This window comes from Arthrobacter sp. ISL-69 (assembly GCF_018613775.1).
Lineage (GTDB): Bacteria > Actinomycetota > Actinomycetes > Actinomycetales > Micrococcaceae > Arthrobacter.
The window spans coordinates 98,939-122,620 of record NZ_JAGGPO010000019.1 but is presented as its reverse complement, the minus strand read 5'-3'; the positions used below and the strand labels follow the sequence as shown (position 1 = coordinate 122,620).

The window sequence follows — 23,682 nt, the reverse complement described above, 5'->3', positions numbered from 1 at the left end:
CTCAAGCTGTCCGACGACCAGGCGTTACTGCAACGGTGCTTCCCCCTAAACAGGCAACTACAGCTACTTTGAGCGGGGGAACTTCCGTTCTCTCTTTCTTACGAGAAAAAAATATAACCACTCTCTGAAATCTCGTCAAATCGCCTTTGGGCGCTCTGAGTTAGGTCGCCTTTTGCGGTTGGCTCGAAACCTACCTTGTAGGACACCCAAGCGGCAAGCGGGCCGCAGCCACTACAGAGCCGGCTTACAAACGTCCGGCGAGGGATCGGCTTGCGGGCAATGGTCTCGCTTCAACGGCTCTTCCAGTGTTCGGCACCTGAACAGTAATCTGGCATAGCCGAGGTGCTCGATTGGTTGCCTGCTGTGCCGCAGCTCCCAATGGCTCCCGGAGCTTGTTCAGTCGAGTCCCGGCTCGCCACTGGAGCTAATCGGTCCGTCTTGGTAGCTTCAACACATGGCCATCAAACTTGAGAACGTCGGTATCGCCGTTCGCGACCTCGAAGCAACAATCGCCTTTTTCACCGACCTCGGGCTCACGGTCGTCGGCCGTGACACGGTCAGCGGCGAGTGGACCGACACTGCCGTCGGACTCGATGGCAACCACGCCAAAATTGCGATGCTCCAGACCCCAGACGGTCATGGTCGGCTTGAGCTCTTCGAATACATCCACCCCAAAGCGATCGAGTCGAACCCAACTCGTCCCAACGACATCGGCATGCACCGCGTGGCCTTCTCGGTCGACGACATCGACAAAGCACTTGAGGTAGCTGCGAAGCACGGATGCCATCCGCTGCGCGGTGTGGCGACCTATAAGGACGTCTATAAACTCACGTACCTCCGAGGCCCCAGCGGAATCCTCGTGATGCTCGCCGAGGAACTGAAGAAGGACTGACACCCGGCTCGGCCCAATCAACCCGTGTTGCTAGGCCCCAGGCCGTAAGGCTGTCCAATAGGCCATCACCTACCGCCGTCGTCAACCTCACACGTCCTGATCGCCCGTAATGCGAACATTTGTCAGACGCGCCCCAGCAGCGTCCGGTTCCTTATTTTCACTCGCGACCCAACCTGTAAGCCGATCTCTTCGGAGTGCCGGGGAGTGGGCGCTAGGTTTGTGGGATGGAAGAAATCCTCCTGACTGGCGGCAACGCCATCGATGGTGTGGTGCGCGTCGGATCGACGGTACGCAAACCGTGGTCGGCCGCTACACCGAGTGTGCTCGCGTACATGAGGGCCATGCGCGACGCCGGCGTTGATGTGCCTGTCGTCTATGGACAGGACGCGCAGGGGCGACAAGTGACAGAGTTCGTCCCCGGTTGCCTTGCCATGGACTCGCGCCCACTGTCACTCTCCGAGGTGTCCCGGGTCGGCCGCCTAGTGCGCGCTATTCACGACGCCAGTGCAGCCTTCGGGCCAGACTCCGGCTCAACTTGGATCACAAACATTACGGCCCCCAGAGCCGATCTGATCTGCCACAACGACTTGGCCCCGTGGAATCTCCTCATTGGAGACCGATGGGTATTCATTGACTGGGACGCGGCCGCACCGAGCACGCGCCTATGGGACCTCGCGTACGCCGCACAGGCATTCACGCTAAACGACGCATCGGCGAACCCATCTGAGGCGGCGCGGGCACTGGCATCCTTCATTGACGGCTACAGTGCCGACGACGAGCTCCGGGCAGCGCTCCCCGTCACCATGTGGCAACGGATAACTGCCATGCATGAACTCCTCAAGAATTCCCATGTCGCGGGAACCCAACCGTGGGGGACGATGTTCACGACCGGCCATGGGGACCACTGGAACACCGTGACCCAGTTCGTGAGGGAGAACGAGTCACTTTGGGCCGAAGCGATCCAGGCTGCCCGGTAGCCCTTGGCGCCATAGGACGTGGCCGACGGACCCAAAGTGCTTGCAATCTACTACCGCCAGCTAATACCGTCTCGACAAGCGGTTGGAAACCACAAGCGGAAGGTATTTCATGCTGAAGGAAGTGGCTGAGGGCGTTCTAGTTCACGAGAGCGAGTTCATTCAGAGTAATTCCGTTGTCGTGCGGGGCCGGGACGGCGTGTTGCTCATCGACCCCGGTATAACGGGCGACGAAATGGCGACCCTCGCGAACGACCTTCACGAGTTGGGCCACCCCGTCGTGGCAGGCTTCTCGACGCATTCTGATTGGGACCACGTGCTCTGGCACGTGAACTTCGGCGACGCACCCCGCTACGGTACAGCTCGCTGCACGGCCACTATCCAAGATCTGCTGTCGAACGCGGACTGGAAGGCCCGCATAGCCGTGGGGCTCCCGCCGGAGTACGCCGAGGAGATTCCGATGGATCTGCTCGGTCTCATCACCGGTCTGCCCCCCGAAGCTGCGCAGATTCCTTGGGATGGCCCCAAAGTCCGGATCATCGAGCATCAGGCCCATGCCCCGGGCCATGCGGCGCTGTTAATCGAGGAGCGCGGCGTCCTCGTCGCCGGCGACATGCTTTCTGACATCCTGATGCCGTTCCTCGACCTAGGGGCCGCGAATCCGATCGAGGACTACCTCGCCGCTTTGCGGCTGCTCGAGAGCGTGGCCGACGACGTTGATGCCGTCATCCCCGGTCACGGCTCAGTCGGCGGAGCCGAGCAGGTACGAGCACGAATCAAACAGGATCGCGCGTACGTCCAGGCACTGCGCGACGGCGGTGTTCCCGACGACCCGCGGGTCGGTCCATCGGCCACGTTGGATTGGCTGCCCGACGTCCACAGATGGCAACTCCAGCGGCTGGCCCAAAGGGAGCAGAACGAGACGCCCGGCTAGCGATCGTCGTTAGGCGGCGTGAACTTGACTCGCATTGAAAAGGGTGAAGTCATGCACGCTCCGCAAGACGCCGGCAGCTACCGGGCCGAGATCAGGACGACCGGGGGACTCGTGGCCTGGACGCTCGCGTGGACGGCGAGCCTTGCCCTTGCCCACTTCGGCCCCGGAGTTTGGGGAGACTTGCAGCCGGTGGCGACTTGGGCGGCGGTCGTCGCGAATTTGGTCGTCGGCGTCGGGTGGATCGTCGCGTTCACACGCTTCCTCCGAGCGCTCGATGAGCTGCAGCGCAAGATCTTGCAGGATGCCCTGGCGGTCGCCCTCGGAGCAGGGTGGGTCGTCGGGTTCGGCTATGTCGTCGCGGACGCCGCCGGCTTCATTCCCGTCGACGTGGAGATCGCGGTCCTCCCGGCGCTCATGGGCGCCGTGTTCCTGACCGCCTTCGTCATCGGGAAGATCAGATACTGATGAGGAACCGCATCGCGGTTCTCCGGGCCGAACACGCCTGGACGCAGGCCGACGTGGCACAGCGCGTGGGCGTTTCACGGCAGACCATCAACGCAGTCGAGACTGGGAAGTTCGATCCGAGCCTTCCTGTCGCCTTCCGCCTCGCCCGGCTGTTCGACCTGAAGATCGAGGAGCTATTCCTCGACGAGCAGTGAGAGGCATCCCGATCCCGGCGAGAAAATGCTGCGGCTGCTGGTCGGCACGGGTTACGGAGAATCAATGCAAAGGTTGCAGTCCCCCGGGCTGGCCAAGCTGGCGACTTTGCACTCTTTTGTCGAACTGCCAGCCTTCGGCCCGGTCGGGGTTCGGTATCGTCCACTCGATAGCTATTCAAGAGCGTTGTAGCATTTAGTTGCGAAGGCCCGCCTGTCCCCCATAGGCGGGCCTTCGTTATACCTAGGCCCCGATCTCTCCTGACTCACGCATCAGCCGTTTACGCACCTGATGAACTGGCGCCCCTCCCCGAAATTTCAACCACCGTGCCATTGCAGGCGTCGGTGGAGACGGAGGTGGTGGACTATGCCTTATGACACTAAATCGAAACCCGATGGTTGATTCGTTCCTTGAGTCGCTGGACCATCCATTGAAGCCTGTGATCGAGCGCCTGCGGTTGGCTGTCCTCGATGCGGATGATGCGATATCGGAGCGTATCAAGTGGAGGGCACCAAGCTTCTGCTTCCATTCTGTTGATCGGGTCACGTTTAATTTGCGGCCGCTTAATCACGTTCAGCTAATTTTTCACCGCGGCGCAAAGACCCTCGAGGACGACTTTCATTTTGACACCGCCAAGTGGACCGGGCTGTTGGAAATGATCGGGCAAGACCGCGGCCAAGTGATCTTTCCAAGCGCTGACGTCGCCATCGCAAGGCAGGACGAATTCGTTGCGCTTGTCCGGGAATGGGTTCGAGCATAGTCGACAACAGGACGCCGGGTCGGAGTGCAGGTTCTGCTAGATGTCCCCAAGTGTCAGCACCGGCGGCGAAGTTCCGTCGATGTCCAATACGCCGAACTCCTTCGCAACCGCGGCGGCGACCAGCACCTGGCCCGTCCGCGCCATCAGGTTCGGATCGTGGAAAAGCGCGCTAATGACGCGGCCGATGAACTCAGGGCTCTCGCTGGTCGAAAGATCGAACACGCCACTATTCGCTGCCGCCAGCACAGACTCGGTTCGAACCAGACCCGGGTAGAGCGAGATCACTGGAATACCGAAAGGTCTCAGCTCGACGGCCATGTCCGATGTCATCTTGTCCGTCGCCGCTTTTGCGATGCCGTAGATCGTGTTGCCGAGGTGCCGCTGCGCCGCCCAGAAGCCGATGTTGATGATCAGGCCGCTCTGCCGTGGCGTCATCATGCGCGCCGCGTTCGCCGAACACACAAATGCCGCGCGCACGCCGGCGTCCATCATGCCGGTCCAGCGATGCGGCGGTTGCTCCCAAAACGGCGCAGCCCAGGTGAACGCGCCGCCTTCGACCATATTCTCGTAGCCGCCCCACGCGCAATTGACGAGGAGATCGAGGCTGCCGCACTCGGACCGGATCGTCTCAAACACGGCCCCGGTCTCTTCGTCTCGGAGATGGTCGCAGCGCAGGCGCCGTATCTCCCGTGGCAGGTCCGCCTGCTCGATCGAGCGGCCCGAGCCGTAAACGCGAAACCCCGCTGCCAGAAGGCCAAGTGTGATACCGCGGCCGACGCCTCGGCTCGCGCCGGTAACGAGCGCCACTTTTTCCGTCTGCGCTTCCCTGCGTTCGCCATCGTTGATCATGCCAAGCGGCCCCGCTTGCCTTCCGTTCCGCGACCTCATAATACGCCGGAGCCGGCACCTTCGACCAGCAGCGCAAGCATCACCCAAGCTGGCTCAGTCGCCCCAGCATTTGTGGCCTTCGTCGGGACGCTGGCCACCGTGTCGGACCTCATGTCACAGTACGGGTAAGCGGCATTGCAGAGTGCCGGGTTGAGCAACCGGATACTCTCCAAGGGGAATGGTCATGTGGGAATGGATTAGGTACCGGGCGCTCATCCTGGCCGCGGTGCCGTTCGTCCTTGCCGGTTCTCTCTGGTTGCTGTTCGAGAACGCTGGCGGGTGGGACAAACTGGGGTTCCTTTTTATGCTCATCGTGGCGATGCCGCTATTGGCAGGGATGGCTGCCTTCTCAGTGATGTTCGCCTTTCGAAAGGACGATGACCTTCGCAAGCTGGATAGGACGTCGAAAGTGAGCAGCATATTCTCGCTAACCGTGTTCGGCAGCCTGGTCCTGTTTGGCGCTATTGGAATCATCCAGTCTCTTTGGTTCTAGAGCGCCCGTGCCTCGACCTGATTTTTCGCCGACGTTAGGGGCTGTGAGAATAACGAGTTGCTGAGTCGCACGTGTCATCGCGACATAACGGTCGACCGCTCCTTCGATCCCCGTGCCGAACATCTCCGGATCGACGAGGACCACCAGGTCGAATTCGAGCCCCTTCGACAGCTCCGGGGTCAGCCACCTGACGCGGGACGTTGCCCCGAACGAGCCGTCCCCGACGTCACTCGTGCCAATGACGCAGGCGGTCCCGTCAGCATGCGTGGCGAGCCACGTGTCCAGGATCGAGTTCAGCTCCAACGTCGATCCGTGGACGACGGGCATGCCGCTGCTGCGGATGGACGTCGGCACGTTGGCGTCCGGGATCACGGCCCGAATGACCGGCTCGGCTTCCGCCATGATCTCCTCCGGCGTTCGGTAGTTGATACTGAGGGCCGCCAGGTTCACGTTGGTCAATCCGAGCCGCACGAGCCGTTCCTGCCACGACTCCGCGAACCCGTGCCTGGCCTGGGCGCGGTCCCCGACGATAGTGAAGCTCCACGACGGGCAGCGGAACAGCAGCATCTGCCACTCTGCGTCGGTCAGCTCCTGCGCCTCGTCCACGACGACGTGGGCGAACGGGCCGGCCAACGTGTCCGGGTCGGCGGTCGGCAGCGCGTCCTCGTCGACCAGCTTGTCCTGCATGTCCTGCCCGCGCAGCATCGACATCACCATCAGTTCGGAGTCATCTGCCGCAATCAGGTCTTCAACCACCCTGTCCATGAGCTCCCGCTCAGCGGCCAGCGCGGCGTTCTGCCGACGCACGCGTCGCGACGCCTCGGGGTCGCCGAGCCGTTGCCGGGCCGCGTCCAGGAGCGGCAGGTCGGATGCGGTCCAGGCCTTGGGATTCGGGCGCTGCAACATCTTGACCTCTGCAGCGTTCAGCCAGGGCGCGCACAAGCGCAGGTACGCGGGCACCGACCAGAGGTCGCTGACCAGGTCGGTGTAATTGAGCAGCGGCCAGGCCCTGCCAAACTTCTCCACCAACTCCGCATTCTGGGTAAGAGCCCGGCGGAGCAAGCCTTCCGGGATGTCGCCGCCGTCGAACTTGTCCACGAGGATGGTGAGCAGCTCCTCCCAGACCTCGTCCCGTGCCTCGTTGTGCGGGGTACCGGACGCCGGCGCTTCGAACGCCTCGGCCCACTCGTCAGAGCTGAGCCAGACATCAGCCCACGGAGTCTCCACCTCCATGCCATGGGCTGGCGGACTCTCGTAAAACCTGACTGCCGGTTCGATCGCCTTCACCATGTCGGCGGACGACTTCAGAAGCGCCACCTCCGGGTCGGTCTCGATCGCTGCCGTGGCGCCCTCGGGGACGAGATCCCGCAGGGTGCAGGTCTGCACTCCTTCCTCTCCCAGGTGGGGGAGGACGTCGGCGACGTAGGCCAGGTAGGGCCGGTGCGGACCAACGAACAGGACGCCGCCCCGGCGGTGACCAAGGCGCGGGTCGGAGTAGAGGAGGTAAGCGGAGCGGTGCAGCGCAACGACGGTTTTGCCCGTACCTGGACCGCCGTCGACAACGAGAGCACCGCGGGATGACGCGCGGATAATAGCGTCCTGGTCCGCCTGGATCGTGCCGAGGACGTCTCGCATCCGCGCGGACCGGCCGCTCCCTAAGCTGGCGATGAAGGCTGAGAGGTCCTCAAGGGCGGCGTGCCCATCAAAACCGTCCGAGGTGAACACCTCGTCCCAGTAGTCACTGATTCGGCCGCGGGTCCAGCGATATCTGCGGCGCTGCGCCAGACCCATCGGGTTGGCGTACGTCGCTCCGAAGAACGGCTCAGCCGCATGCGAGCGCCAGTCGATGAGCAGCCGACGGCCCTCGCTGTCCGTGAGGCCAAGACGTCCGATGTACACGGGTTCGGGGTTGTCAGCACTGACGATGTGTCCGAGGCACAGGTCCAACCCCAAGCGACGCAGGGCGCGCAGGCGAGAGGTCAGCCGGCGGATCTCCACGTCCCGCTCCAGCGCCTCCTGGCCCAATCGGCCGGGGACCCTGCGTGCGGCATCGAGACGTTCGGACAGATCCGCGATCGACTGCTCGAGGCTCTCCGCGATGGCCGTGAAATGCTGCTCGTCGCCGGCGATCAGCTTCGGATCGGCCTTGGGCATGAGGTGGGCGGGCAGGTTGAACGCGCTGGTGGTCAGGGGCACGTCATCAGTTCCTTTCTAGGCTGAGCGATGTGCCGAACCAGTTGGAGAGCGCTTCTCGTAGAGCGGGCGCGGCGGTCTAGGTGGACGCACATGTCGCTGTCTCAATTCCGTAGGTCCTGACTTCGGCTCTCAATTCTGCGGCCCAACCCGGGTCTTGCGGCCAGCCCCCCGGTGCCCTATAGATTGAAAGTGAGGAGGAATGTGTTGCAGTGGGGTCATATGAGCCGCCGTTGGAATCCGATGAGCATCCGCCAGACGGTCGCCTTTTCGCTCACAATTGCTGTTGCCCTCGTGGCACTGCTGGTTCCCCTGTACGTCAACGTAAAACTGACTAACGACGGGCCAGAACAGGTCACCACCTCGACCCTGTTTGAGACTGGAGGGCCCTCCGTCTTCGTGCCGTTGCTCATCCCTGTGGCCCTAACCGGGCTACCTCTTCTGCTAACGGGACGCGCACAACGATATGCGTCAGTCGCGACCACCGTCGCACTTGCCATCTTCACCATCATTGCGTCTGCAACCATAGGTTGGTTCTACGTTCCGGCACTGGTCGCGGCGGTCGCCTCCGTAGTGGCCCGTCCGGAAAGTCGTGGAACCTAGGCGGGAAAAACAGGTAGCGCCCACTCAAGCCGAATCCGGGCGTTAGGCATACAGTTTTTGTGAGAGGTCGTTTCCTTAGGAACTACTCTCGGCGGTAGCGGCGCCAGTGCCCGGAACAATGGTGACACCGGGCATTGGCGCGCTGGCCGGAAGACCGCGCGCAAGAGCCTGCGACAAGAGGGCCGCGGCGGTCCATCGCATCGAGGCGATGGCTTCTTCGCGGTTAAGGCCACCAACATCAGTCAGCCAGACCAGGGACTCGATGCCTATCGCACTTCGGATTGCCAGGACCAGCCGATGAATGTCCTGATCCGTCATCTTCCCTTTGAGCGGTGCAAGCGCCTCGGAGATCCAGGCAATCGCCCGACCCTGCCGGAGAGGGAGGTCACGCCCTTCACCGCTCGTCGGTTCAAGCGAAAGCCGCAGCATGGTGCGTTGCTGGGATTCAGTTTCGACAATCATCCTGGTGAACTCCACCACCACCGCATCCAGCCGTTCCGCCGCGCCATCAGGCGGAGACGCCGGCAACAGCGACGTCCGCGCGGTTTCCGGATGGGCCGCAGCCAGCAACGCCCGCTGCCCCGAGAAATAACGGTAGGCCGTGGCCCGCGCAATCCCGGCGGCCTGCGCCGCATCATCCACGGTTGGCGAAATGCCGGACGCAACCAACGAGCGTGCCGCCGCAACCAAGGCATCCAGTGTGCGGCGCTTCTGGCCCGTCCGGCCAATGTCTGCGTAAGGTCTTGACATGCTTTTCATGATACCTGAGTCTTGTTATGGGACATCCGTCTCATAAGTCTTCCTACCACGCATCGGGGCGAGAACCATGGAGACGAAAAGGGCCGCATCAGCAATCGTCAGGCAACCGGGGGAAGGGGCCAGGCGCTGGTTCTTCGGCGGAGGGATGCACACGTGGAAGGCGACCGAAGAAGACACCGCGGGAGCGTTCCTCCTCTTCGAAGACGAGATGTCCCTCAATAAAGTCACGCCCATGCATACGCATCCGGATTCCGATGAAACCATGTACGTGCTGGCCGGGGAGATCCTGATGAACATGGACGGAACCGAACACCGGGTCGCTGCCGGCGGAGTGACCATCGCACCGCGCGGCGTACCCCACGCATTCAAAGTGCTCCAGGACAAGACCCGGGTGCTGTGTCTGCACACCCCCGGCACGGCCCAGGCGTTCTACGATGGCGCCAGCGAACCTCTCCGCCCCGGAAACGAGCCGGGGACGGTGAACTTTGACCGCATCCGCGAATCAGGACGGGTTAACGGCGGCATCGAGATCGTCGGCCCTCCCCCGTTTCCGGAAGCCCAGGACTGAGGCCGGGGGCCTGCGCTAACGGCGGGAGCCAGCGCCGGTGTGGCGTGCGGCAAGGAAAGTTCCAGCGGTTGCCACGACCGGCACAATCAGGAACACAAGTGCTTCCACATGGGCCAGGCCGCCGGCGTTCATGTACGCCGTCATGCCGATCCACCAACAAAGAACCGAAACCAAGCCCGCGACGATGACTAGAAAGTCCCGCGTCGCCGGGCGATTCAAGACGGGCAGGCTAGTGAGGCCACCGCGGCCGGACGGCTCCGGGGCAAGGCGCCTGCTGTGACGCCCTGCGACGGAGCGGCGGTGGCTACCGTGGCTGCGAGTACTCGCCGAAACCTCCGCACCGGACACGTTCCGACGCCGCAGCGCGCAGTAAATTGCGAGAGTCGCCAACATGGGAACACTGAGGAACAAGACGAATCCAGCTCCGCCGCTCGCCAGGCCACCGGCGTTTACAAAGGCGGTCATTCCGATCCACCAGGAAAGGCCCGTCGCGAAAGCACCTGTGAGGAGAAGGAGGTCCCGCACGCGGGGAACGTCGAACGAATCGAGGGTTTGTTTCGTCGTCACGATGACTCCTGAAGCGGATTACCCCATGAACTGTCTGCTAGCCATCACAGCATGAATCGGCACCTTTGGCGAGACCCGGGATCGAAGCCGGATATGGGTGTGGCGGATCAGCCGGCAGCTGCGCTGACCGCGATGAAGCCGCCTTGGGGGTCACCGATCACCGCGCTACGAAATCCCGGCGTGTTCATCGGCGCCATCAGGACGGTGCCGCCCAGCGCGACGGCGTGCTGGGTGACGGTGTCCGCGTCGCGGACAGCGAAATTGACGCTCCAATGGGGCGGGACCGCGACGCCGTCCGTCGCCGTCACGACGGCCACGACCCGGCCCGCTCGCCGCCACAGCGAGAAGGCAGCGTTCGGCACTGACTCGAGCTGCCAATCGAACATGGCGCCGTAGAACGCCTGGGCTCGTTCGATATCTGGCGTATGCAGCGAGCTCATTGCCCAGGAGTTCGGCTCATTCGCCAGCTCATCGCCGTCACTCTCGCCGTCCTGCCACAGGCAGAACGGGACGCCGGTGGCGTCTGCGACCACGGTAAGGACGCCATCCGAACCGGCACCAAAGGGGCCTGCCAGGCGCGTGCCTCCCGCTTGCTCGGCGCGGGCCAGGGACTCCCCGACATCGTCGAAGCGCACGTGAGTGTTCCACATCGGCGGCGATGACGGCGGCGCTTGGCCGATCCCGGCCACCCGCCTCCCGTCGAGGCGCGCTGCGAAGTAGTCGCCCTCAAGGCCGGCCGGCATCGGGGTCGGATCGTCGAAACTCCAGCCGAAAAGCGGGCCGTAGAAGTCCATGGCGGCCCGGGGATCCGGCTGGAAAGTGTCGACCCTGCAGGGAGCGCCGACGGAGCGGGTTTCACGGTTCGTCATTGAGGTGCCCTTCTGTTGCTGGAGAACTTCTTTACCGGCTGCCATTGATTTTCCGCCAGCCACCGGCGCGGTTGTTGGCGATGATTGCCTTGAACATTTCGCCGAGTGCCTGCTCGTTCACAGCCTGGCCCTCACGGAAGGCAACGGTGCGGGCTGTTTTGTTGTCGTGTCCGGCGGTGATGATGTTCTGCGGATCCGGGACGATGCCGCCGTCGTACAGGAAAACGTTGACGTGATCCTTCGCCGCGAGGAGCGCGCAGATGTTGCCGTCCACGACGAAGTACGGCTGCACAGAGCGTTTGATGACTTCCGCGACCTCGGGATCGGCGGCGTGGACGAGGTCGCGGACCTGTTGGCAGATGGCCTGCTGCCAGACGGGCAGCGATCCAATGTAGTGATCCACACGGGCGTCCTTGCTGTAGTCCATGCCATCACATTCGCACATTAGCCAAACACAAGGGAACGGGTATCGCCGCCTCAGAAGAGCATGGCCGCGACCCCGCATACAGCCGCGAGGGCCCCGGTGATGATTACGGGGAGATTCCAGGCTGAGGCGACCCACGGCTGGTCATCACTCGAATCGTGTGGCTGTGATTGCGGTTCCGGCACGGATGAGACTGAAGGTTGATCCGACGGCGGCCAGTGCCAGTAGCAGGCTTAGGCCCAAGGCTGCGAAGTAATCGGTCGCCGGCCACGTCACCCGGTAGGTGTCATCGATGCCGGTGACCATCAGCCAGGCCACGAGGAACCCGAGTGCTATGGAAAGCATCAGCACGCTCAGGAGCGGGACGGCCGCCTCACGCGTGATTATCCGGCGCAGGACGGACACGGGCATCCCCATCAGCCGCATCAGGCCGAGGACTCGTTTTCGGTCCAACACCGCGGAGGCGGTGGCGACGGCCAGGGAAAGGCCGGCGATGGCAATCGCCACGAACATGCCGAGGTACGCCAGCACCGCCAGGCCCTGAACCAGGCGGGCGGAGGACTGCAGTTTGATGTCCCGCGGGGAGGTGGCCGGGATGGCTGTGACGCCGGAACCGTCCAGTGCCGTCCTGGCGCGGTCCATGGCCTCGGGCGTCCCGTCCGTGGCGACCACAATGACGACCGGAACCAGTCCGTCGAGGTTCTGGGCGGCAGCCCGGGTCAGCGCCAGTGGCTGCGTTGTCCAATAGTGGAGGAATGACGAATCAACGGCGACGATCTCCGTTTCCGGGATGTCCTCGAATCCCAGGCCGGGAGCCTCCGCGGCACGAAGGAAGATTTCAGGACCGGCGTCCCTTTGGTTAAGGGCTGCTGGTCCGTAGCCGATGGTCGCGCTCCGGATTCCCGGGAGTTGCCCGGCCCGGCGAGCGGCCTCCGCCACCCGGTCCTGGCTGGCTCCGGCGGCCACCGTAGCGTGGAGGCTGGCGGGCTGGAGCAGACCGGGGCGGGCCGCGGGCGCCTCTGATTCCTGAATAATGCTGGATGCCCCGGCGAAGACGGAGACGACGAACACTGCGATCACCAGGCCGGAAACGGAACGAAACGTCGCCACCGGTGTTCGTTGGATCCGGCTGGCGGCGATGACTGCTGCCGCGCTGCGTGCCTGGCGAAGCCCTATCCGGCTCACGAGCTGTGTCAGCCAGGGACCGACGATCACTATGCCCACGAGGATCAGCGCAAATCCGCCGATGAGCAGCGGTGATTCAAGCCAAGCGAGCCGTACTTCCAGGACACGGATGAGGAGAACTGCCGTGATCATGGCAGCCAGTCCGGCCAGCAGCGGCACCATCCGCCACGCGTTGGGTGTTCTTTCTTGGATGGCCCTCGTCACCCCCAGGGGACCAATGCCTTCCCGGGAAGTGCGGTAGGCGGCCACAAGGGACGATGCCGTCACAACCAGTACGACAACGACGGCGGCCGCCTCCCAGCCCGTGGCCAGATCCGCTTCGAACATCCTGGTGCCGTTGACCGTTATCTGGGCGGCGGCCGGCCTCAGCACGGCGGCGAGCGCTACACCGGACACTGCACCGATCAGACTGGGCACTGCGGTTTCGACGGCGGCGATGCGCGAGATCGTCCGTGGGGTTGCGCCAAGCAGCCGAAGTGTGGCGAAACGTTCCCTGCGCTGGGCTGCTCCCAGGCCGGTGACGATGCTGATCAGCAGCAGTACGGGGAAGAAGACCGCGATGGCGCCGATAAGCAGGACCGTGCTGTACGCGGCCGCGCTGGCTCCGTAGGGGTTGGCGGTGAACCCTGACACCAGGAAAGCCTGCCCGCTCTGGCGGAGTTCCGTCTCTGTTGCTCCGGTGACGACGACCAGGGAGTCCGGGCCTGGCAGTGCAGCTTCGCCAATCGTGCCCACGAACCGCCCGAAACGGTCACCCAGCTGGTCCTGCGGCGTGGTTTCGATCAGGCGTTGGAGGGCCGGCGACGCATAGTACTCGCCCGGCGCAGGCGGGCTGGCGATTCCGGGAATCTTGACCGTGCTCGCGCCGAGTGCTGCGAAGTCGCGGCGGTTAATCAGCTGGTCACGGAAGATCTCCACCGGGTTTGCCCTCATGAGCACGGTGTCCGCGGTCAGCGGAACCGGGGTGGCCGGTCCAGACGCGGTCGGATCGCCGGCCGACGTCGGAATTGAGACTGAGGGGCTGCCGGTCTCGCGTAGCCAGGCACCGCGGTCGTCCCGTGCGTTGAGCCCGTTGGCGCCGCCCCACAGCAACAGCAGCAGGCAGACTCCGACGGCGACGCCGACCGAGATTCCGGCGAGCCTGCCGTAGGAGGACCGGCTGCCGACCACGGCGAGTTTCAGCAACCCCCGGTTCACGAGGACACCCGGTAGCCGGCGCCGATCACGCCGTCGCGCACTATTACTTCCCTGTCCGCATAAGCGGCAGTGCGCGCGTCATGGGTGATCATCACCACCGTCGTGCCGAACTCCCGGACCAGCTCGAGCATGATCGTCAGTACGTTCTCGGATCCGAGGGAATCCAGCGAGCCCGTGGGCTCGTCAGCGAACAACACGGCGGGGGACGTCACCAGCGCACGGGCCACGGCGACGCGTTGTGCCTGGCCTCCGGACAGCTCACCCGGAAGCTTGGCGCCCAGCCCCTCCAGTCCCAGGCGGTCCAGCATGTCCGCCGACCGGCGTCGCGCCTCGGACCGCTTGGTTCCGCCCAGGAGCATTGGGATGCTGACGTTGTCCACGGCACTGAGCTCCGGCAACAACTGGCCGAACTGGAAGACGAACCCGAAATCGGTCAGCCGCAGCCGGGCCCGCTTCGGCTCGCTGAGGGCGCTGATCTCCACTGGCTGCCTGGCCGCTACCGGGGACTGCCCGGCGGAGGGACTGTAGGTCACGCTGCCCCTTGTCGGGACCAGAACGCCGGCCAGGCAGTGCAGAAGGGTGGACTTGCCCGATCCGGAGGGACCCATGACAGCAAGGACTTCGCCCGGGTGGACGTCGAGGTCGATGCCGCGCAGCGCTTCCGTCTGGCCGTAGGAGTGACGAACCCCGCGGGCGCTGAGAATGGGTGACCGGGTATCAATCGTGCTCATGCGCCCTGGAGCTCCTTCTTGAGTTGGGCGAGACGGGCCATGGTGAGGTCGATCCACCGCAGGTCTGCCTCGATGTGGAACAGGGCGTGGTCGCACATCAGCACCTGCAGCAGGTCGGCGTCCTTCTTCAGCCGCGTCAGTTCACGCATCCTGGCCATATGCTCAGAACGCTGCACGTCCAGCAGCCGGTCGGCGTCGTCGTCGATAAGCAGGGCCACAACGGTCTTGGCGAACAGCTCGCTCTGCAGGGCCTCGGACGGAGTGTCGGGGGTAAACAGCCACTGGTGGACCCGGGCTTTGCCGGACGGAGTGACTTCGTATTTCTTGCGGTCCGGACCGCCGCCTGTCTCCTCGCCCAGTGCCCGGATCAGTTCATCCCGGACCATTCTGGCAAGGGTGGAATAGACCTGGCCGAAGGCCAGAGCCTTCTGCGTTCCGAAATAGCGGTCGTACGAATGCTTGAGGTCGTAGCCGTAGCTGGGCTCCCGGCTCAGCAGCCCCAGAAGGGTAAGTGTGTTGTTCACACCTCATCTATACACTCAGTACATAGTTACGTCCAGTTCCGCCATGCTTTCCGAGAAAATGGATTGGCTCGGTTCCTTTCGGCCGCCTGGTGCAGGCCCGGACGATAGGCTCTGCCCATGTCATTACTTGGGGGAAGACATTCGATTCGGGGGATGGCATTGCTGCTGGCCTGCCTGGCCGCCGCCATAACCGGGTGCGAATACGGGGATGACGTCGGGGATCCGACGGCGGCCCCTGCAAGGTCCGCCCGGCCAGCCCCTCCTCCCCCGCCGACCGCCGACCCGGGGCTCGGCAAGAACGAGTCCCGCAACCTGGCCGTTCTTGAAGTACTGATGGGCCCGCGACCTGGCGGAACCGTCCTGGACGGCGCCGGAGGCCTCGGCGGCAGCGGGTTCCGAAAATCGGTCAGAGCATTGGACAAGGGGTCCTACACGGTCACCGCCGCCTGCATCGGCATTCCGAATGCGGTGCTCCATATCTCCCAGAGCAATCTTCGAGGAGGGACCACGCACGAGCTGGCCCTGGACTGCGGCACGACTGCGACCACCACGCTTGAACTGGAAGACGGCCCGGTCCTTGCCCAGGGGATTCGCATGACCCCGGAGCCCGGAGCAGGCTCAGTGGTCGGCTTCTGGATCGTCCCGGCAACCTAACTCACAAGGGCAGCGCGGGCAACAGCACCGGCCGAATTGACGGCGGCTACGGCCGTTCGTACCAGTCGAGCACCCGCAGCCCCCTGAGGGTGTTCCACCGGCTCGGGAATCCGTCGCCGTCCTCCATGGCGAAATGGATCCGGCCGGGATGGGAGTTCTCCAGAAGCCAGGTGCCATCAGGCTGCCGTTTCGAGCGCAACACCTCCACCGCCTCGGCGATGCGTTCGTCCGGTCGGTTGCCGGTGGCACGGAAGTAGTCGAGGCCGCGCAGTACGTCGTAAAACCAGCGCGTCGGGTACGAGAAGTCCAGCCAGTCGCTGTCGATTACCTCGCCGGTGGTCCTGCGCCGCAGGAGCCCGCGCTCGAGCAGGTACTCCTCGGCGCGCTGCCGTGCCCGGACTGAGGGTGGCGAGCCGCCGGTGGCATGCTCGTACTCCAGAAGGCCTTCCAACACGTTGATCGTGGTCCCGAACGACGAACGTACGGAGCCTCGTTCCACCTCACAGTTCCACCCGCCGTCGGCGAGCTGCTCACCCAGCAACCGGACCACCACGCCGTCGACGTTCTCGCCGAAGTAGGCGCCGAGCGTCACGGCCATTCCGTTGACGCACGGCTCCACCTCCCCTTCGAAGAAAGGCTGGCCGCCTTCCTCCCAGCGGCTGTTGTCGCGGACGAGGGCGACGGCGTTGCGGGCCTCATCGCTGCGAGGGTCGAGCCCGAAGTCCCGCAGCAGCAACAGGCTGTACGTGGTAGCAGTCCAGGGCTGGCCGTCCTCGGAGTCGTCGAACGGCGACGGGAAATAGGTGCCGCCGTCCCATTGACCGTTTTTGTCCTGCAGCGCGAGCAGGCGGGCGCCCCAGCCTTCTGTGGCCACGCGCGCCCGTTCGGCCCGTACCTCCGACGCCGGTGCGTCTGTGAGGTCGCGAAGGACCTGCCAGCGGATCGCGGGGTCAGAGTCGAGCAGCCAGGCGAGCACGTCCATCCGCAAAAGCTAACATGCCTGCGTTGGGGTTCGACAGGGAGCCCGGCGTCCCGGAGCTATTTCTCCAGCTTCGCCCGCTTCGACGTCCAGCCCTGATCGTGGAAACGCCCGAACCCGTCAAGGAGGAGGTCCAGCGCGAACTCGAACTCAAACTGATCGTCGCAGCCCTGCCCGACCACCGAGCCGTCGTCGTGTTTTGCCGCCATGGCGACTTCCAGAATGTTCGGATACCGCGTTGCCATCTCCTGGAACATGGCCGCATGGGTTTCCGCCGTTACAGGGTCCGGCGCCGCGTTGGCTGAGTCGTCGAACAGCTCCTGGGTAAATCCCCACATGCGGCTGCCGAGTGCATGCATGACGTGGTGGGCGAGATCCACGGAGAAGCCCCCGGCCAGGAACATCCCGATGAACGAGTCCATGTACCCCAGAACCGCCGGCGTCCTGTTGGTGCGGGATTCGAGCACCTGGCGCGCCCAAGGATGCCGCAGCAGCGACCTCCTCGCTGAGAGGATCCTCAGCCGGACCGCATTCTTCCAGTCGGCACCGCCGACAGGAGGATCGATCTCGCCGACAATAACGTCCACCATGCCGTCGAGGAGTTCCTCTTTGTTGGCGACGTGCTTGTAGAGCGCCATCGGCACCACGCCGAGCTCCTGCGCGAGCCGTCTCATGCTGAGTGATTCGATGCCCGCCTCATCGGCGAGTACGACGGCGGCACTCAGCACGCGGTCCCGGTTCAGCGGGGTCCGGCGTGTGGCATCCTCCACTTGCTGAGTCATGCGGCCGCCTTTCGTTTTGCCGTTTCCTCCAGATAAGTGTACTACGTACACCTGTCGGGACGTCGTTGTGGGCCGATGTGCTTCTCACAACTTAGGAGGCAGGCGTATGACGCCGGATGGCCGGCCTTTCGCGTCCGGCGACCCCGGCCGCACATCCAACCAGGCAACTACGCCGACGAAGGGCATTGCGAAAATGGCCACCAGCCAGAACATCCGGACGGGGCTTCCAGCCTTTCGTCCCCGAGGATGTCGAAGATTCCCCAGAGGACGGAGCCGAAAAAGAACGCAGCAGCGAGACCACCAACGAGTGCAGGAATCAGTTCAAGAAAATGCATCGCGTCCCCCAAGCCGGATGTTGGAGTTGCAGGCTAACACGCCATGCGTGGGCAGTACTGCTAGTGGGCGTGATCCCCCCTGCTGTATTCGAAGACCCAGCCGATCAGCGCAACCAGGGCGAATCCGGCGCTGATGTAGAGGATCCAGAATCCGATGGCCAGGCCCAGGAACCCCCCGGCGGCGGAAAAGCCCACGGCGATCGGCCACCAGCTCCACGGGCTGAACTGGCCCTGCTCGCCTGCGCCTTCGTGGATTTCCGCATCCTGACGGTCTTCGGGACGCATCCCGACCCGTTTGCCGGTGTAGCCGAGGTAGCCGCCGATCAGGCCGGCCAGGCCGCCCACCAGCCACAACGCCAGGAAGCCCACCGGCTCGGTCCAGCCCGTGACAAAGCCGTAGACCACCCCAACGGGCACGAAGAACATGGCCAGGCCTCCGAAAATCCAGGATTCGATCTTCATGGCTTCTCCTTCTGCGGCGAATCACTTGGGAGCTACTCCCCCACAGTTCCCCGTGAATCAACTGTGATCCTCGCGCGGATGCGGCGTAAGGGACAAAGGACCCCACTCTGAAACGGATACAAACCACCCGCGGATAGAGTCAGATAATGACCGCGGACGCCACAACCCTCATCGGCAATGTTCAAGTGCGCATGCTTCAAGCCTCTGATTCCCGGCCGATGAGTGCCGCGTACCGGCTGAACCGTAGGTTTTGCGCCGGCCTACCTGAAGATTGCCGGCTCGTGGCAGGATCACGTCCTGTTCCAACGGATCCTTGAGTGATTCACTGAAACATACGACGGCGGCCCCGCCCGATGCCCGCCCAGCCACGGAGGTAGCACCATGCGGAAGATCATCCTGATGATGTCTGTGTCCATAGACGGATTTTTTGAAGGACCGGACCGCGACATCAGCTGGCACCTCGTGGACGAGGAACTACACCAACACTTCAACGATGAGTGCAGGGCGATGGGCGGGTTCATGGACGGACGGATCACGCACCAGTTGATGGCCGATTTCTGGCCCACGGCCGACCAGGATCCGGACAGCACGGCGGCCATGGCCGAGTTCGCCGGGATCTGGCGTGACATGCCCAAGTTCGTCTTTTCCCGGACCCTCACCACGGCGAAATGGAACACCAAGGTGATCCGCGACGTCGTGCCCGAAGAAATCGCGGAACTGAAGGCGCAGCCCGGCGGCGACCTGGGACTGGGCGGCGCCAACCTGGCGGCAACCTTCATGCGGCACGACCTCATCGACGAATATCGGCTCTACGTCCACCCTGTGGTGCTGGGCCAGGGGCATCCGCTGTTCCAGTCACCGGACGTCAGGATGAACCTCAAGCTGGCCGGGACGCGGACCTTCGGCAACGGAGTGGTCCTGCTCCACTACGAGCGCGGCAGGGACTAACAAGAATCAGCGACGCTTCAGTCCGGCGGTGCGCTACGTACCGGGCAGGTTCAGCCCGTCAGCGTCCCAGGTGAGGCACGCCCCCTCACTGATCTGTAGGGCCTCAACCCCCGGCGCCCCCACCAGTTCCGCAATCAGGGCTGAGCTCCCGGCCACAATTGTCGAATCAAAATCGATCTCCGTGACCAGCACCCAGGACCTGTCCTCAGGCCAGAGCAGGCTTGGAGACTGTGGCCAGCGCGGATCATGGTGCCATGGCGCGGTGAGGGTCCAGGCAGGGTCGGTGAACCCGCCCGGCCCGGCCGAAAAAAGGATATGGCCCCGGCCTGGCAGTTCGAGACGGGGACCGTCCACCACGCTCGCCGGCAGCAGCCCCGGTCCCGGACTTTCGGTCTGGCTCCACACTGTGGTTCCGGGCTCGTCGTCCGGCGCAACGAAGGTCAACTGCGCATACCCCGCCGCACTGGTGAGGCCGCCCCACCCCTCCCAGACGGCCGCCACCCCCACGTCCGGAGTCGCCGTGTGGCGGCACAGCACGGCCGTAGCCGCCGCCAGGACGTCCACATCGAGGTTTCCCTGCTGGGGTTCGGAGTACCGCCACCCGTCAGCGTCGAGGATTTCGCCGTAGGGGCCGGACGGCGGGCCCACCAGGCGGTGGAACTGCGCCAAAGGGTGCATGGTTTTGCCGAACGTCGCAGCGACGGTTGACCACGGAGCCGGCTCGCTGTCCATCTCGACGAACAACGACCGGTCCTGCGAATGCCAGGACAACGTCCCGGCAGGCCTGTCCCGGGTTGCCGGATGGAACACCCGGGCGTACGCGGGATAGCCATGGGGCACAACGAAATGCATGTCCCGCGCAGTCGGATCGAGCAATGGGCGAAGCCAGGCACCCCGTTCCGCATCAGCTATCGGGTCCACTGAGTACCCTAAGAGCCCGCCCGGACGTCGGCCGCCCTTGCAAGGGCCTCGAGATGGGCGGCGGAGGCTTCGGTGGCCGTTGCGATCCGGTTCAGTGCGCCGATGACGCTGATGGTGCCGAAAAACATGACCAGAAGGATGAGTACAAACACCCACGTGATATCCATCCGGCAACCCTACTGAGCCAAGCTCAAGCCGGGCCCCGGCCGCAGCCGGGGCTTCCCTGCCGCCCGGACTCAGCCCCGCAGACCGTCAGACGAATGCCGACTTCCCCGTCACGGCACGTGCCACGATCAGCGAGTTGATCTCGTAGCTGCCCTCGTACGTATAGAGAATTTCGGCGTCGCCAAATAGCTTGCCCATCTCGTAGTCGCTGCTGATGCCGTTGCCGCCCATCAGGGACCTGCCCATGGCCACAGAGGCACGCGCCAGGCGGGTGGTGGTGGACTTGGCCATGGCGGCCTGCGCCATCTCCAGCTTGCCGTCCTGCTGGATCCGGGCCAGCTGGGCCATGAGCGCCAGGGAGGCGCTGGCATTCCCCAAAATTTCGGCCAGCTGCTGCTGAATCAGCTGGAACCTCGCCAGCTCCTTGCCGAACTGCTTCCGTTTCAGGGCATAGGAACGGGCGACGTCGAACGCGGCCAGCTGGATCCCGGCACCTTGCCAGCCCACCCAGGCACGCGAGTCGCGGAGGAGGTCATTGGCTTTGGAAAAGTCCGTGGCGCCCGGCAGCAGATTGGATTCGGGGATCCGCACGTCATCCAGCCGGATGTCCGCATTCTGCATGATCCGCAGGCCGATCTTGTTGGAAATCTTCGTGGCGGAGTAGCCGGGACGGTCCGTTTCCACGATGAAGCCCTTGATCTGCCCGTCCGCCTCATCGCGGGCCCAGACCAGCGCGAAATCAGCGATGGTACCGGCGCCGATCCAGCGTTTCGCCCCGTTGATCACCCATTCGCCACGCTCCAGCCGGGCCGTAGTTTCCAGGCCGCCGGCAATATCCGATCCGTGGTCCGGCTCCGTGAGTGCGAAGGCCCCCAGCTGGGTGAAGGCTGTCAGCCCGGGAAGCCACCGCTGCCTCTGCTCCTCCGATCCGAGTTCGTCGATCATCCCGACGATCAGCTCATTGTGGATGCCCACCAGCGCGGACAGGGAAACATCGGCGCGGGCCACTTCCACGTACATCAGGCCCTTGAAAAGCGCCGACGTCCCGTCCGTCTGCAGGCCGCCCAACCCGTACTTGCCCATTTCAGCGAGCAGCCCGAAGGGGAATTCCTCGCGGTTCCAGTACTCGATGGACGCGGCACGGATGCGGGACTGCAGGAAGTCACGCACCTCCAGATAGCGCGATCGCTCCCCTGCAGGCAGCAGGTCCACGATGTACATCAGGTCCGCATCCGGGAACGGCGGCTGCTCCGGTCCCGGGGCAATCGCTTCCGCCGGCGCCCCGGGCTCTGTTTCGGGCGATCCGCTGGCACGTCCCTGTGTCTGCACGGGCATGTATCCCTTCGTCGTCCGCCGGCCACGCCATCGTGCCGGCCCTTCCAAACCATTGGATGTCCTAGTATATTGCACAGTGATGTGGATCACTAGGCGAAAGGGCCCCCATGACAGTCACCGACGACTTCCGGGCCGCGAGGGACAGGCTGCTGGCCCTGCGCGAGAACTACGGCCAGGCACGGAGTGAATTCCAGTGGCCCCGCTTTGACGAGTTCAATTTCGCCCTCGACTGGTTCGACCGGATCGCTGAGGACCCGGGCAAAGGCGCCAAGCCGGCCCTGGTCATCGTTGAACAGGACGGCAGCGCCACGCGGCGAACCTTCGCGGAACTGGCCGAGCGCTCCAACCAGGTGGCCAACTGGCTCCGGAGCCAAGGGGTCCGCCGCGGCGACCGCATGATCATCATGCTGGGCAACCAGGTGGAACTGTGGGAACTGATGCTGGCCGGCATCAAGCTGGGCATCGTGATGATTCCCACCACCACCCTGATGGGCCCGGCGGACCTGACGGACCGGGTGGAGCGCGGCGAGGCGGGCTGGGCCGCCGTCGGAAGTTCCAACATCGGCAAGTTTGCCGACGTTCCGGGGAATTACAAGCTGATTGAGATCGCCGACAGCGGCCCTGCCGCAGTTTCGGCAGCCGGTGCCGGCGAATACGATGCCGTCCAACACGGCGCCGCCCAGTACACGGACGCAGCCGGTGCCCCTGCCGGTTTCACGCCGGACGCCCCGACGAAGGCTGACGAAACCCTTCTCCTCTACTTCACGTCCGGGACCACGTCCAAGGCCAAGTTGGTGGAGCACACGCACACCTCATACCCGGTGGGCCATCTCTCCACCATGTTCTGGATCGGGCTGGAACCCGGGGATGTGCACCTCAATGTCGCGTCTCCGGGCTGGGCCAAGCACGCGTGGTCCAACGTGTTCACGCCCTGGATCGCCGAGGCCTGCGTATTCATCTACAACTACAGCCGGTTCGATGCCAAGGCCCTCATGGAACAGATGGTCCGCGAAAGGGTGACCAGTTTCTGCGCCCCGCCCACCGTGTGGCGCATGCTGATCCAGGCCGACCTCACCGTCCTCAAAAACCCGCCCACCAAAGTGGTGTCCGCCGGGGAACCGCTCAACGCCGAGGTGATCGACCAGGTGCAGCGCGCCTGGGGCCAGACCATCAGGGACGGTTTCGGCCAGACCGAATCAACTGTTCAGATCGCCAACACCCCCGGCCAGCCGATCAAGATCGGCGCTATGGGCAAGCCGCTCCCCGGCTACGACGTGGTGCTGGTTGACCCCGCGACAGGGGAAGAGGCCGACGACGGCGAGCTCTGCCTTCGCCTGAACCCCCGGCCCGTGGGGCTGATGAAGGCGTACTACGGCGACGCCGAGAAGACCGCGGACGCCTTCCGGGGCGGCTATTACCACACGGGAGACATGGCCAGCAGGGACGAACGCGGCATCATCACCTACGTTGGCCGCGGCGACGACGTGTTCAAATCCTCCGACTACCGGCTGTCCCCCTTCGAGCTCGAAAGTGTCCTGATCGAGCACCCGGCGGTGGCCGAGGCCGCCGTCGTGCCGTCCCCGGATCCGCTCAGGCTGTCCGTGCCGAAAGCGTTTGTCGTCCTGGCCGCAGGGCATCAGGCCGGCCCCGAACTCGCCGAAGAAATCCTGCAGTACTGCCGCGACCATCTGGCCCCGTTCAACCGCATCCGGCGGCTGGAATTCGCGGAGCTGCCGAAGACCATCTCGGGCAAGATCCGGCGCGTGGAACTCCGGCACAGCGAAGAGCTCCGGCACGGCAGCGGACCATTGCCGGAAGGCCTGGGGACCGAGTACTCGGAGGCGGATTTCCCGGGTTTGAAAAGCTAGGCTGTACCAACCCAT

General features: G+C 64.1%; 28 protein-coding genes. 12 read left to right on the top strand and 16 right to left on the bottom strand.

The window, feature by feature from the left end:
* Positions 1–454 precede the first annotated feature (454 nt).
* The 6 genes from J7I79_RS15245 (at position 455) to J7I79_RS15220 (ending at position 4,217) form a co-directional block, all read left to right on the top strand.
* Positions 455–892 (top strand): VOC family protein, encoded by a 438-nt coding sequence (locus J7I79_RS15245; protein WP_214954536.1) that lies wholly within the window; start codon positions 455–457, stop codon positions 890–892.
* A gap of 224 nt (positions 893–1,116) precedes the next feature.
* Positions 1,117–1,869, top strand: coding sequence for a phosphotransferase (locus J7I79_RS15240; protein WP_214954534.1), 753 nt, complete (start codon positions 1,117–1,119; stop codon positions 1,867–1,869).
* A gap of 109 nt (positions 1,870–1,978) precedes the next feature.
* Entirely contained in the window at positions 1,979–2,800 is an 822-nt protein-coding gene (locus J7I79_RS15235; RefSeq protein WP_214954532.1) for an MBL fold metallo-hydrolase, read from the top strand.
* Between the two features lie 24 nt (positions 2,801–2,824).
* Complete coding sequence (locus J7I79_RS15230) at positions 2,825–3,265, top strand: hypothetical protein (RefSeq protein WP_214954530.1); 441 nt, start codon at positions 2,825–2,827, stop codon at positions 3,263–3,265.
* Entirely contained in the window at positions 3,265–3,459 is a 195-nt protein-coding gene (locus J7I79_RS15225) for a helix-turn-helix transcriptional regulator (protein ID WP_214954528.1), read from the top strand. Before J7I79_RS15230 ends, J7I79_RS15225 begins: the two co-directional genes overlap by 1 nt.
* 392 nt (positions 3,460–3,851) lie before the next feature.
* The gene (locus J7I79_RS15220; protein ID WP_214954527.1) at positions 3,852–4,217 is read left to right on the top strand and encodes a DUF1801 domain-containing protein; all 366 of its coding nucleotides are present in this window, start codon (positions 3,852–3,854) and stop codon (positions 4,215–4,217) included.
* A 36-nt stretch (positions 4,218–4,253) separates the two neighbouring features.
* Here J7I79_RS15220 and J7I79_RS15215 read toward each other — a convergent pair whose 3' ends face one another.
* On the bottom strand, positions 4,254–5,066 hold the full coding sequence (locus tag J7I79_RS15215; protein ID WP_214954525.1) for an SDR family NAD(P)-dependent oxidoreductase: 813 nt from the start codon (positions 5,064–5,066) through the stop codon (positions 4,254–4,256).
* 223 nt (positions 5,067–5,289) lie between these two features.
* On the opposite strand from J7I79_RS15215, the gene J7I79_RS15210 reads away from it, so the two are divergent.
* Positions 5,290–5,598 carry a hypothetical protein gene (locus J7I79_RS15210; RefSeq protein ID WP_214954523.1) on the top strand — a complete coding sequence of 103 codons (309 nt, stop codon included), beginning with the start codon at positions 5,290–5,292 and terminating at the stop codon, positions 5,596–5,598.
* Here J7I79_RS15210 and helR read toward each other — a convergent pair.
* Complete coding sequence (gene helR / locus J7I79_RS15205; protein WP_311380589.1) at positions 5,533–7,794, bottom strand: RNA polymerase recycling motor ATPase HelR; 2,262 nt, start codon at positions 7,792–7,794, stop codon at positions 5,533–5,535. The two genes, J7I79_RS15210 and helR, sit on opposite strands and share 66 nt — an antisense overlap.
* Positions 7,795–8,034: 240 nt before the next feature.
* Here helR and J7I79_RS15200 point away from each other — a divergent pair, with 240 nt between their 5' ends.
* Positions 8,035–8,394, top strand: coding sequence for a hypothetical protein (locus tag J7I79_RS15200; RefSeq protein ID WP_214954521.1), 360 nt, complete (start codon positions 8,035–8,037; stop codon positions 8,392–8,394).
* 75 nt (positions 8,395–8,469) lie between these two features.
* Here the strand turns inward: J7I79_RS15200 and J7I79_RS15195 are convergent, their stop codons facing one another.
* Positions 8,470–9,084, bottom strand: a complete 615-nt coding sequence (locus J7I79_RS15195; RefSeq protein WP_251042837.1) for a TetR family transcriptional regulator — start codon at positions 9,082–9,084, stop codon at positions 8,470–8,472.
* Between the two features lie 136 nt (positions 9,085–9,220).
* On the opposite strand from J7I79_RS15195, the gene J7I79_RS15190 reads away from it, so the two are divergent.
* The gene (locus J7I79_RS15190) at positions 9,221–9,721 is read left to right on the top strand and encodes a cupin domain-containing protein (protein ID WP_214954512.1); all 501 of its coding nucleotides are present in this window, start codon (positions 9,221–9,223) and stop codon (positions 9,719–9,721) included.
* Between the two features lie 15 nt (positions 9,722–9,736).
* Here J7I79_RS15190 and J7I79_RS24655 read toward each other — a convergent pair whose 3' ends face one another.
* The 6 genes from J7I79_RS24655 to J7I79_RS15165 form a co-directional block, all read right to left on the bottom strand.
* Positions 9,737–9,865 (bottom strand): hypothetical protein, encoded by a 129-nt coding sequence (locus J7I79_RS24655; protein ID WP_285291463.1) that lies wholly within the window; start codon positions 9,863–9,865, stop codon positions 9,737–9,739.
* A gap of 530 nt (positions 9,866–10,395) precedes the next feature.
* Positions 10,396–11,157: a VOC family protein gene (locus J7I79_RS15185; protein WP_214954510.1), complete on the bottom strand. Its 762-nt coding sequence runs from the start codon at positions 11,155–11,157 to the stop codon at positions 10,396–10,398.
* Between the two features lie 31 nt (positions 11,158–11,188).
* On the bottom strand, positions 11,189–11,584 hold the full coding sequence (locus J7I79_RS15180; RefSeq protein WP_214954508.1) for a DUF1801 domain-containing protein: 396 nt from the start codon (positions 11,582–11,584) through the stop codon (positions 11,189–11,191).
* A 144-nt stretch (positions 11,585–11,728) separates the two neighbouring features.
* Positions 11,729–13,963, bottom strand: a complete 2,235-nt coding sequence (locus J7I79_RS15175; RefSeq protein WP_214954506.1) for an FtsX-like permease family protein — start codon at positions 13,961–13,963, stop codon at positions 11,729–11,731.
* The gene (locus tag J7I79_RS15170; protein WP_214954504.1) at positions 13,960–14,694 is read right to left on the bottom strand and encodes an ABC transporter ATP-binding protein; all 735 of its coding nucleotides are present in this window, start codon (positions 14,692–14,694) and stop codon (positions 13,960–13,962) included. The genes J7I79_RS15175 and J7I79_RS15170 overlap by 4 nt, the downstream gene beginning before the upstream one ends.
* A complete protein-coding gene (locus J7I79_RS15165) occupies positions 14,691–15,218 on the bottom strand; it encodes a PadR family transcriptional regulator (RefSeq protein WP_214954502.1) in 528 nt (175 codons plus the stop codon). The genes J7I79_RS15170 and J7I79_RS15165 overlap by 4 nt, the downstream gene beginning before the upstream one ends.
* Positions 15,219–15,335: 117 nt before the next feature.
* Between J7I79_RS15165 and J7I79_RS15160 the strand changes: the two genes are divergently transcribed.
* Positions 15,336–15,872: a hypothetical protein gene (locus tag J7I79_RS15160; RefSeq protein ID WP_214954500.1), complete on the top strand. Its 537-nt coding sequence runs from the start codon at positions 15,336–15,338 to the stop codon at positions 15,870–15,872.
* Positions 15,873–15,918: 46 nt separating this feature from the next.
* Here the strand turns inward: J7I79_RS15160 and J7I79_RS15155 are convergent, their stop codons facing one another.
* From J7I79_RS15155 to J7I79_RS15140, 4 genes are all read right to left on the bottom strand, one after another.
* Complete coding sequence (locus J7I79_RS15155; RefSeq protein WP_214954691.1) at positions 15,919–16,854, bottom strand: hypothetical protein; 936 nt, start codon at positions 16,852–16,854, stop codon at positions 15,919–15,921.
* A 56-nt stretch (positions 16,855–16,910) separates the two neighbouring features.
* Positions 16,911–17,633, bottom strand: a complete 723-nt coding sequence (locus J7I79_RS15150) for a TetR/AcrR family transcriptional regulator (RefSeq protein WP_214954498.1) — start codon at positions 17,631–17,633, stop codon at positions 16,911–16,913.
* A gap of 84 nt (positions 17,634–17,717) precedes the next feature.
* The gene (locus J7I79_RS24970; protein ID WP_396020205.1) at positions 17,718–17,897 is read right to left on the bottom strand and encodes a PLDc N-terminal domain-containing protein; all 180 of its coding nucleotides are present in this window, start codon (positions 17,895–17,897) and stop codon (positions 17,718–17,720) included.
* Positions 17,898–18,028: 131 nt separating this feature from the next.
* Positions 18,029–18,430, bottom strand: a complete 402-nt coding sequence (locus tag J7I79_RS15140) for a cytochrome c oxidase subunit 4 (protein WP_214954494.1) — start codon at positions 18,428–18,430, stop codon at positions 18,029–18,031.
* Positions 18,431–18,811: 381 nt separating this feature from the next.
* Between J7I79_RS15140 and J7I79_RS15135 the strand changes: the two genes are divergently transcribed.
* Entirely contained in the window at positions 18,812–19,378 is a 567-nt protein-coding gene (locus J7I79_RS15135) for a dihydrofolate reductase family protein (RefSeq protein ID WP_214954492.1), read from the top strand.
* Between the two features lie 33 nt (positions 19,379–19,411).
* Here the strand turns inward: J7I79_RS15135 and J7I79_RS15130 are convergent, their stop codons facing one another.
* The 3 genes from J7I79_RS15130 to J7I79_RS15120 all read right to left on the bottom strand — a co-directional run bounded on the left by J7I79_RS15130 (position 19,412) and on the right by J7I79_RS15120 (position 21,685).
* Positions 19,412–20,299 carry a hypothetical protein gene (locus J7I79_RS15130; RefSeq protein ID WP_214954490.1) on the bottom strand — a complete coding sequence of 296 codons (888 nt, stop codon included), beginning with the start codon at positions 20,297–20,299 and terminating at the stop codon, positions 19,412–19,414.
* An 8-nt stretch (positions 20,300–20,307) separates the two neighbouring features.
* Positions 20,308–20,466, bottom strand: coding sequence for a hypothetical protein (locus tag J7I79_RS15125; RefSeq protein ID WP_181038982.1), 159 nt, complete (start codon positions 20,464–20,466; stop codon positions 20,308–20,310).
* An 85-nt stretch (positions 20,467–20,551) separates the two neighbouring features.
* A complete protein-coding gene (locus tag J7I79_RS15120; protein ID WP_251042857.1) occupies positions 20,552–21,685 on the bottom strand; it encodes an acyl-CoA dehydrogenase family protein in 1,134 nt (377 codons plus the stop codon).
* Positions 21,686–21,906: 221 nt separating this feature from the next.
* Here J7I79_RS15120 and J7I79_RS15115 point away from each other — a divergent pair, with 221 nt between their 5' ends.
* Positions 21,907–23,667: an AMP-binding protein gene (locus J7I79_RS15115; RefSeq protein ID WP_214954488.1), complete on the top strand. Its 1,761-nt coding sequence runs from the start codon at positions 21,907–21,909 to the stop codon at positions 23,665–23,667.
* Positions 23,668–23,682: the final 15 nt, after the last annotated feature.